This window comes from Nonomuraea sp. NPDC050451 (assembly GCF_044458585.1).
In genome coordinates, this window is the sequence record NZ_JBITHZ010000053.1 from 57,852 (window position 1) to 67,086 (window position 9,235).

Consider the following 9,235-nt stretch of genomic DNA (forward strand, 5'->3'; position numbering starts at 1 on the left):
CACGACTCTCACCGTGATGACAGCTCTGTTCATGTTGTACTGCCTGCTGCCGCTCGTGTGGCTGGTCATCAACGCGACGAAGTCGCAGGCCGACTTCGTGTCATCGTTCGGGCTCGCACCAGGTCGCGAGTTCGCCCTGTGGGACAACATCGTGCAGGTGTTCAGCTACCAGGACGGGATCTTCTCCCGGTGGCTGCTCAACACCGTTCTGTACGTCGTCGTGGGTGCGAGCGTGTCGACCTTCCTGGCCGCCCTCGGCGGGTACGCCCTGGCGAAACTCGATTTCAGGGGCAAGCGGGTGTTCCTCTTCGTCGTACTGGGATCGATCTCGGTTCCCGGCATCGCCCTGGCGATCCCGCAGTTCCTGCTCTTCGCGCACGTCGGCTTGACCAACACCCCGTGGGCGATTCTCATCCCGTCCTTCATCAACCCCTTCGGGTTGTACCTGATGTGGGTGTTCACGGCCGAAGCCGTGCCGAACGGCCTGCTGGAGGCCGCGAAGATCGACGGTGCCGGGGAGTTCAGGACCTTTCTCCAGATCGCGCTCCCGCTGCTCGCACCGGCGAGCGTGACGGTCCTGCTCTTCTCGTTCGTGTCGATCTGGAACAACTACTTCCTGCCGTTGATCATGCTCAAGGATCCCGCCTGGTATCCGCTGACCGTCGGCATCAACCAGTGGAACAAGCTGGGCTCGACGGCGGGGAACGGCGCCCTCATCCAGAATCTCGTCATCACGTCCGCGCTGCTGACCATCGTCCCGTTGATCATCGCGTTCCTCAGCCTGCAGCGGTACTGGCAGTCGGGCCTGTCACTGGGCGCCGTCAAGGGCTAGCAGCACTCCATTCGCCAACGTTTTCCTGAAGAGAAGTGAGACCATGACCCGATTGCGGATCGACGGCAGGCTGTGCGACGAGAGTGCGCTCCCGCACGCCTGGAGCAGGTGCATCGGCGCCGGACGGGCGAACGAGGCGCTGCGCGCGGACTGGCGGCAGCAATTCGCCGACGTCGTGGCCGCATGCGGATTCCAGTACATCCGCTTTCACGGCGTCTTTCACGACGACATGTTCGTGTACCGGGAGAGCTACGGCAGCGGTTTCGGGCCGAACACACCCCTTGCCGCGCCCGCGTACACGTTCAGCTATGTAGACAAGGTGTTCGACTTCATTGTCGGCAGCGGGGTCCGCCCATTCGTCGAGCTGGGCTTCATGCCGCGCGAGCTGGCGACGGTGACCGAGACGGTGTTCTGGTGGGGCGCTCACTGCAGCCCGCCCAAGGACATGGCGCGCTGGGTCGAGCTGGTCACGAGGTCGGTCGAGCACTGGATCGACCGGTACGGCCTCGCCGAAGTGCGGGAGTGGCGGTTCGAGGTGTGGAACGAGCCGAACCTGGTTCCCCACTTCTGGACCGGCACGAAGACCGAGTACTTCGAGCTTTACGAGCAGACCGTGAGAGCGATCAAGAAGATCGATCCCGCGTTGAAGGTGGGCGGGCCATCGACGAGCGTCTTCGTGCCCGACGACCGCTACAAGGGCGAGGGCGAGGACCGCTCCGCGATGCTCGAGACGGCCGCCGCGGCCGACGTGGACTCGCTCGACTGGCGCCCGGTGTGGATCGAGGACTTCATCGCCTGGTGCGCGGAGCGCGAACTCCCCGTCGACTTCATCTCCACCCACCTGTACCCCACCGACTTCGCGTACGGCGCCGACGGCGAGGCTGTGCAGATCACCCGGTACGCCGATGCCACGTTCGACGACCTCACCCTCCTTCGCAAGCTCGTGAACAACAGCGCCTATCCCGAGGCGGAGATCCACATCACGGAGTGGTCGACGTCGCCGTCGGCCCGCGACTTCATCCACGACACGCTGTTCGCGGCGACCTCCATCACGCGGTCGTATCTGAAGTGCGCCACCCTCGCCGACTCGATCTCCTACTGGACCTTCACGGACGTGTTCGAGGAGGGCGGCGCCGGGATGGGACCCTTCCACGGCGGCTTCGGCATGGTGAACGAGGGCGGCATTCACAAGCCCACGTTCCACGCTTTCACGATGCTGGAGCGGCTCGGCGACCGGCTGCTCCTCGCGACGTCCGACGGGGTCGTGACCCGCGACAGCCGGACGTCCGCCGTGTCGGCGGTGTTCTTCAACTACCCCGAGGACATGGCCACGAGGGGTGTCGGCTCGCAGAACTCCTACCCGGCGGCACGCACGCTGGCCGAGATGGGGCCGAGCCGCAGGATCCGCCACTCGATCGGCGGGCTGGAGCCCGGCACCACCTTCCTCGTCGAGGTCATGGACTGGGAGCACGGGAACGCCGCCGAGGCCTGGTATCAACTCGGGTCCCCCCTCAACCCCTCCCGAGCCGAGAGCGAGTACCTGAGCCTTGTCGCCGACTCGCTCCTCAGGTTCACGCTGACCGTGCCCGACAGCGGTGTGCTGGACCTCGATGCCGAACTCGCGCCATGGGCCGTGATGTCGTTGAGGCAGTCGGCATGACCGCCTCGATCTCGTCGACGGAGCGGTCGCAGCGCCGCAGGGTGGACAGGCCCTTACGGGTGAGGCGGGCACGCCGCACCCGGCCGGCGCCGGGCCGCCCACCAACGCCTGGAACGCCACCGTCAGCCGGCAAGGCGCCCAGGTGAGCGCGCGCAACGCCCCCCTACAACGCGACCATCGCCGCCGGAACCGCCGTCACCTTCGGCTTCCAGGCCACCTACAGCGGCACGAACTCCGCGCCCACGCAATTCGCCCTCAACGGCACGGCCTGCACCCTCGCCACGTGGTGTCGTACGTCTGACACGTGGGTGCACCGCCACAGCGGTGCACCCACGTGTCGCGCAACGTCAGGTGCGGGTCCAGCGCTGGTTGGCGCCGCCGTTACACGACCAGATGGTCAGCTTGGTGCCGTTGGCGGTGGCATTGTCCGGCACGTCCAGGCACTTGTTCGCCCCCACAGCGGTGATGGTGCCGTCGGAGTTCAGGCGCCACCGCTGGTTGTCCTGACCGTTGCAGTCCCAGATGATGACGTTGGTGCCGTCGGCGGTGCCCCGGCCGTACACATCCAGGCACTTGCCGCCGTAGACCCGCAGCTCACCGCTCGCGGTCACCGTCCACTGCTGGCCGGGCCGGCCGTCGCAGTCCCAGATCTGCGCCTGCGCGCCGTTCGCCTGCGAGGCGTCAAGGCACCTGCCCGATCCCACGCCCCTGATCGCACCCGTGGGCGGAGGAGTGACGATGCCCCCGCCGGTCACGACGTACATGGCCGCACCGTGTCCGGGGACCGACGCGCTGATCGTCCCGGACGAGGAGGACGTCGTGTGCGCCCACAGGTCGCGCACCGAGTAGGAGGACGCGGACCCCAGCCCCAGGGCGGAGGCGGTGGTGGAGACCGTCGAGGTGGAGGTGCCCCGGTTGAGCAGCACGACCGCGACCGAGCCGTTCGACATCGGCTTGCGCCAGACCTCCAGGTTGCCGTTGTCACTGATCTTGTGGCCCTGCCTGCCACCCCAGTCCTGGTTGACCGCGATGACCTCGGTGTTGGTGAGGATCGTGCGCGTGTCGGCGCTCATCGTGCGAAGGTCGTTTCCGGCGATGAGCGGCGCGTTCAGCAGCGACCACAGGCTGAAGTGCGCGCGTCCCTCCGTCCCCGTCACGCCGCCGACGCCCACCTCCAGCATGTCCGGGTCGTTCCACCCGCCGGGGCCCGAGTACGCGTCGAGCCCGACCTGCCGGTCCAGGATGCCCGTGATCGAGTTCCAGTTCGCCGCGATGTCGCCGGTGTTGCGCCAGGAGTTGCCCACCGGCATCCCCCACGTCCACACGCTCTCCTGCCCCCAGTTGCACAGGCTGTACACGATCGGACGCCCGGTGGCGGCCAGCGCGTCCCGCATGGCCGTGTACCGCTGCTGCCCGTTCAGGCCCCGGTGGTCACCGCAGTTGTCGTACTTCAGGTAGTCGATCCCCCAGGACGCCCACAGCGCCGCGTCCCGCCGCTCGTTGCCCAGGCTGGCCGGGTAGCCCGCGCACGTCGTGGTTCCGGCCGAGGAGTAGATGCCGAGCTTGAGCCCCTTGGAGTGGACGTAGTCGGCCAGGGCCTTGATCCCGTTGGGGAACTTCTGCGGATCCGGCACCAGGTCACCGTTGGAGTTGCGGCTTCTGGTGGACCAGCAGTCGTCGATGTTGACGTAGGTGTAGCCCGCCGCCGCCATGCCGCTGGAGACCATGGCGTCGGCCGTCTGATGGATCAGCGAGTCGTTGACGTTGCAGCCGAAGCTGTTCCAGTCGTTCCAGCCCATCTGGGGCGTGCGGGCCAGGCCGTTGTCCAGCGCGGCGACCGGCGACGTCCCGCCGCCGATCGCGACAACGGAGCCGGCTGCGAGTACCGCCGCCACCGCCAAGCCGAGAATTCTGCGCATCTGATTCCGCTTCCTACCGGGGTGTCGGGGAGATCTCCGGGGGACGGGCGCGCCCCTGGAGGGATGTCATGCGTTGAGGCGGGTCCAGCGCTGGTTGGCGGCGCCGCCGCAGGACCAGATCTGGAGCTTGACGCCGTTGGCGGTGGAGTAGTTCGGCACGTCAAGGCACTTGTTCGCCCCGACGGCGGTGATGGTGCCGTCGGCGTTGAGGCGCCACTTCTGGTTGTTCTGGCCGTTGCAGTCCCAGATGATCACGGCGGTGCCGTCCGCCGTCCCGGCCCCGTTCACATCCAGGCACTTGCCGCCGTAGACCCGCAGCTCACCGCTCGCGGTCGCCGTCCACTGCTGGTTGGCCTGACCGTTGCAGTCCCAGATCTGCGCCTGCGCGCCGTTCGCCTGCGAGGCGCCGGAGACATCAAGGCACCGGCCCGACCCCACACCCCTGATCGCGCCCGCACCAGGGGTTGGGCTGGGGGTGCTGCCCCCCGGCTGTCCGATGCTGCCCGGTACCGACTGAAGCGCCTCGTACCAGGCTGCGGCCATCTTGTCGTAGCCGCCGGCGGTGGGGTGGATGCCGTCGATCAGGTCGGAGGTGGTCAACTTGCTGTGCATGTCGACCAGGTGGACACGTTTGCCGCTGTTCACCTTGCTCTGGACGATGCCGGGGATCGCCGCGTTGAAGGTGCGGGCGGCCGCCTCCTGGCCGGAGTTGGACAGCGGGATGATGGTGGCGACGAAGACGTCCGCGTTGGGCACGGCTGTGGTGATGTGGTCGATCAGCGTGGACACCCGTTGCGGGGCACCGGCCACGTTGTAGTTCTGCAGGACGTCGTTGGTGCCGATGTGCAGCAACACCGTGCGCGGTGTGTACGTACGCAGCCAGCCGGTGATGTTCGCGTCGATCTGGTCGATCCGCCACCCGGGATGGCCCTCATGGTCGTGATCGCCCAGGCTGCCCGGCCCGTTGAATTGCGACCCGACGAAGTCGACCGTGTAGCGGCCGGCGGCCAGGCGCTGCCACAACCCGATCCGGTACCCGCCCGGCACCTGCGTGCCCTCGGTGATCGAGTCGCCCAGCGGCATGACCCGCACCCCGCCGTTGGACTCCGCGCCGGCTACCCCCTCCCCCATCGCCGTACCCGCTATCACCAAGGCCACGGCCATCAGCGCGGCGGCGCACCATCGTCCCCACGTACGCCTGCTCAAGCCCTCGCGGCGGTCAGGGCGTAAGTCGAATCGAGTAGCAATGTTCGCGTTAACACACTTTCGCTCCGGTCCGCCTGTTGTGGGCACGAGGACCTCCTTCGGTGAGGATCGGCGACTTGGGGTCGTGCTGAGTGGCTGCCGTAACGGACCCGCGGTGGGCACGGTCGGGCGCTGCCCGATCAGGCATGCCGGCGGCGGCTCCCAATCTCGTTGTTAGCGTTAACATCGCTGCGGTCAATCCGGTGCTCCTTCCGCGCAGGCCGGCTCAGGCGGTGGTGTGGCGGAGCAAACATGACGCGAGAAGGTCCGTCAAGGGCCCGCTCTCTTGCGTCGCGGTTCCGCCGCGTGCCGAAGTGGGCCGATCGGAGCTGACCGGGCGCGGTCGCACTGTCGCGGCGGGCGAGGCGATGAAACGTTCATCCGGTGGCGGCGGCAGGACCAGGACGTACCGGCGTACCGGCGTACCGGCCTCCCGGGGCCGCGCGTGTGACGTGTCCGGCGCGCAACCGGGCACCCGGATTCCCACGGCAGTGAGCCCTTTTCATCCTGAGCGACGGCCCTCTTCCACGAGCTGCAGGACGAGGATCGCCCGCACGAGCGCGGTCGCCCGATTCAGAGCCAGGCCGAGGAGGCGCCGGCCGTGCTGACGGCGGCCCTGGATGGGGCAACAGCGCAGCTTGGTCAGCACCTTCCAGTCCTTCAAGGTCGCGACGGCACGTTCACCGATGGCTCGGATACGGGGCGGGGGCGCGGTTGACGTCCCGCCGCCCACGCGACAGCCAGGGACGATGGCGATGCCCCTTGTACGGCGTGCCGCCCGCGCCTTGGTGCCCTTGTCTGCGAAGGTCCTCACCGCGTCGACGAGGCCGCCCGTCCGAGCGGCGGTGACGTCGTGAGCGGCGCCCGGCAGCACGATGTCGTCCCCGGTGAGGTGGGTGGCGTGCACGGCCGACGTGCGCGGGCCGAGCGCGCCCCGGTCCGCCGCCGCATGGTCATTCCGCGCGCATGGCGCGCGGAGTGCTCTCCCTGAGTCGCACGGCGGTCGGAATCGTTATCACGGATTCCTGGTGACCGTCAGCGAGCGCGAGTCGCATGGCTTCAGCGCCAACCTCCACGAGTGGCACCGCGACGCTGGTGAGCGTCGGCGCGACATCGACTGCTGAGCCGATGTCGTCGAACCCCGCCACCGGACACCGTCCTGCGCTGGCACCGCGATCTGGTGAGACGTCGTCATGCCCGTTCTTGCCGGCCGAAGCGGCGTGGGCGCCCGCCCACGGTCTGCTCCATTCGCGCCCTCGTCCTGCGCCTAATTCGGGAGAACCCCGGGTGGGGCTATCGGCGGGTCCACGGAGAGCTCACCACGCTGGGCCTCAAGGTGGCACCGTCCACGGTATGGGAGATCCTCAAGCAGGCCGGTCTTGATCCAGCGCCCGAGCGGGCGTCCACCAACTGGGCCGACTTCCTGCGCTCGCAAGCAGACGCCCTACTGGCCTGCGATTTTATCGAGACCGTCACCTTGAATGGGCAGTACCAAGTACATCCTCGCCGTCATCGAGCACACCAAGCCCTGGGCCAAGCCGCTCCACTACGCGCCGTCCCCGATCCGATCAGGGATCCCGAGCAAATCATCGACCTGAACATACGGCGACGAGACCGGCTCGGCGGCATCCTTCACGAATACTCACATGCCGCTTGACCAGCATGGATGGAATTTTCGGCAGGCGCAGTGTCTACCGCTCTGGCCGCCACTGACAGGCCCTGGCCCCCCGGCGGGCGCGTGGTCCCGCACCGCGCCCCGCACCGAAGCCGTCGACCGGCTGCTCGCCATACCCGGCCCGCTCTTCGGCGACCCCGCCGATGCGATCCGCACGAGCTCTGACCGGTCGGCACGCTGGAGCAGCCGCGCGCCGCCCCTCGCCACGCTCATCCGCAGGAAGCTGGGGTCATGATTGAGTTGGCTGTCCCCTTGGTGCACTGATGCAGACGACCGAATTGTTGAGGTTTTCAACCGTCTCAATGAGTGGCGATGAGTTTCTTCAGCTGCGGGCCGCTCTGCGAAATAAGATGAGGATAATCTCGAATGAGCAGCTTTGCCACGAGATCGTCAACACTTTCCCCGAGGAGGCTGCTGTTCATACTGAGAAGCTCTTCGCAGATGCCGAGGAAGGACCTGATCACGTCCTTGTCGTCGTCCTCCTCCACGGCTGGCATAAACACTTCGACAACGACCTCGAGCAGATATTCGAACATGCTGACGTAGGTTTCGCCGTCTTGCTCGGCCTCCGCTTCGAGCGCCTGAATGAATCGTCGCGCAGAGGGCATCTTCCAAAGGATCTCCCGAGTTCGCCGGATGAGTTCTTCCAGGCTCACAAACTCGTCGCGATCAAAGTCATTCATGGTCATCCCCGAGGGAATATTTGCCGAACACTGAAGTGATAGGCCAAGGAGACCCCAGGCCGATGCGCAGGCGCGTTTGACCGGGAGAATAATCATACCATTGTCGGCTGGGGCAGCCCGAACTCTTCGCGGAAATAATCGTCCACACATTGATCATCGGCAGCGCAGGCAGCACCCGTGAAAACGAAGAGCAGATCACCCAGGACGCCCCTCTTATTGCTTAGCCCGATCAAACCGCGAAGGAACCCCGTCGGCTTCCGGCCCGCCCCGGGAACATGATAATTCTTCGCGTTCGGATTGCGTTGCCACCCGGGCTGCGGACGGAATTCTTGACCCGTCACACTCTTGACCGCCTCGGTCTTCATTGTTTTAGCGATAGTGTTATTGAAATCCTTCAGCCGATCGGGGTCGGCCCGGAAAAAGCTTATGACCTTGGGGTGATATTGCGCGCGATTGAGTAATTGCCGCATCCCTGCGAACTCTTTCGCCGCATAATGTGCGTCGCTTGGCGACAACTTGATTGTGCCCTTTCCGTGCTCCTCCAGTAGCTTAGCCAAGGCGTCAGCCAGCCCTGCCGCTTTGTTTGCATGATAAATGCCCTTGATTTTTATGCCGGTTCTGAGTTCAAATTCAAGCGCGGATCCGACCTTGCCGTCTCCGATCACTCCGCCCCAACAAGACGAAACCCCCGAACCCGTAGGTTCGAGGGTTTCCGATGTCCTGAGACATCACGTTAAGCGCCCTGCAGGATTCGAACCTGCGACCGTCGGATCAGAAGTTGCGCGCTTTTCATGTCCGGTAGGGCCAGGCACTGACCTCGATTCGTCAGCGGGCTGTGTTGCGTGAGTGGCTCCGCGGTTTGCCCGTAATGTCCCCGATGCGGTTGGGGCGGGCCGTCGCATGACGCTGCGGGGGCGCCGGGTTCCACGGTCCCGGACGAGGCTCCTTTCTGAATCGTCGAGGTGGGGTCCGGCCCTCAGGCGAGGGCGGGCAGGTCGATGAGGCGCTGCCAGGCCAGGACGAAGGTCTGGGCCCAGGGCCAGGTGCGCTCGATCCGCAGGTAGCGGCGGCGGGCGTGGGCGGCCAGGCGGGCGGGCAGGTGGTAGAGCCGGTAGCGCATGGTGTTCGGTTCGGCGCGCTCCAGGCCGTCTTGATCGTGCAGAGTCAGCAGGCGTACCCAGCAGTCCAGGTCGTGGCCGAGGTTGGCGGCCAGTATCCAGC

The 9,235-nt window shown here is 66.3% G+C and carries 7 protein-coding genes and 3 pseudogenes; 3 read left to right on the forward strand and 7 right to left on the reverse strand.

Annotated features, from left to right (window positions below):
• Positions 1-16: 16 nt before the first annotated feature.
• From ACIBI9_RS62300 to ACIBI9_RS62310, 3 genes and pseudogenes are all read left to right on the forward strand, one after another.
• On the forward strand, positions 17-832 hold the full coding sequence (locus ACIBI9_RS62300; protein ID WP_397237650.1) for a carbohydrate ABC transporter permease: 816 nt from the start codon (positions 17-19) through the stop codon (positions 830-832).
• A 43-nt stretch (positions 833-875) separates the two neighbouring features.
• Complete coding sequence (locus tag ACIBI9_RS62305; protein WP_397237652.1) at positions 876-2,492, forward strand: beta-xylosidase; 1,617 nt, start codon at positions 876-878, stop codon at positions 2,490-2,492.
• Positions 2,493-2,665: 173 nt separating this feature from the next.
• Positions 2,666-2,752 (forward strand): annotated as a pseudogene (locus ACIBI9_RS62310) (hypothetical protein); the annotation flags it as partial.
• An 87-nt stretch (positions 2,753-2,839) separates the two neighbouring features.
• Here ACIBI9_RS62310 and ACIBI9_RS62315 read toward each other — a convergent pair.
• The 7 genes and pseudogenes from ACIBI9_RS62315 to ACIBI9_RS62345 form a co-directional block, all read right to left on the reverse strand.
• The gene (locus ACIBI9_RS62315) at positions 2,840-4,411 is read right to left on the reverse strand and encodes a ricin-type beta-trefoil lectin domain protein (RefSeq protein WP_397237654.1); all 1,572 of its coding nucleotides are present in this window, start codon (positions 4,409-4,411) and stop codon (positions 2,840-2,842) included.
• A gap of 66 nt (positions 4,412-4,477) precedes the next feature.
• Positions 4,478-5,542 carry a lectin gene (locus ACIBI9_RS62320; protein ID WP_397237656.1) on the reverse strand — a complete coding sequence of 355 codons (1,065 nt, stop codon included), beginning with the start codon at positions 5,540-5,542 and terminating at the stop codon, positions 4,478-4,480.
• Between the two features lie 616 nt (positions 5,543-6,158).
• Positions 6,159-6,527: pseudogene (locus ACIBI9_RS62325) on the reverse strand (transposase family protein); the annotation flags it as partial.
• An 82-nt stretch (positions 6,528-6,609) separates the two neighbouring features.
• Positions 6,610-6,804 (reverse strand): substrate-binding domain-containing protein, encoded by a 195-nt coding sequence (locus ACIBI9_RS62330; RefSeq protein WP_397237658.1) that lies wholly within the window; start codon positions 6,802-6,804, stop codon positions 6,610-6,612.
• 826 nt (positions 6,805-7,630) lie between these two features.
• Positions 7,631-8,020, reverse strand: a complete 390-nt coding sequence (locus ACIBI9_RS62335; RefSeq protein WP_397237660.1) for a hypothetical protein — start codon at positions 8,018-8,020, stop codon at positions 7,631-7,633.
• An 86-nt stretch (positions 8,021-8,106) separates the two neighbouring features.
• Complete coding sequence (locus ACIBI9_RS62340; RefSeq protein ID WP_397237662.1) at positions 8,107-8,679, reverse strand: hypothetical protein; 573 nt, start codon at positions 8,677-8,679, stop codon at positions 8,107-8,109.
• Positions 8,680-8,990: 311 nt separating this feature from the next.
• Positions 8,991-9,235, reverse strand: a pseudogene (locus ACIBI9_RS62345) (IS1380 family transposase); the annotation flags it as partial.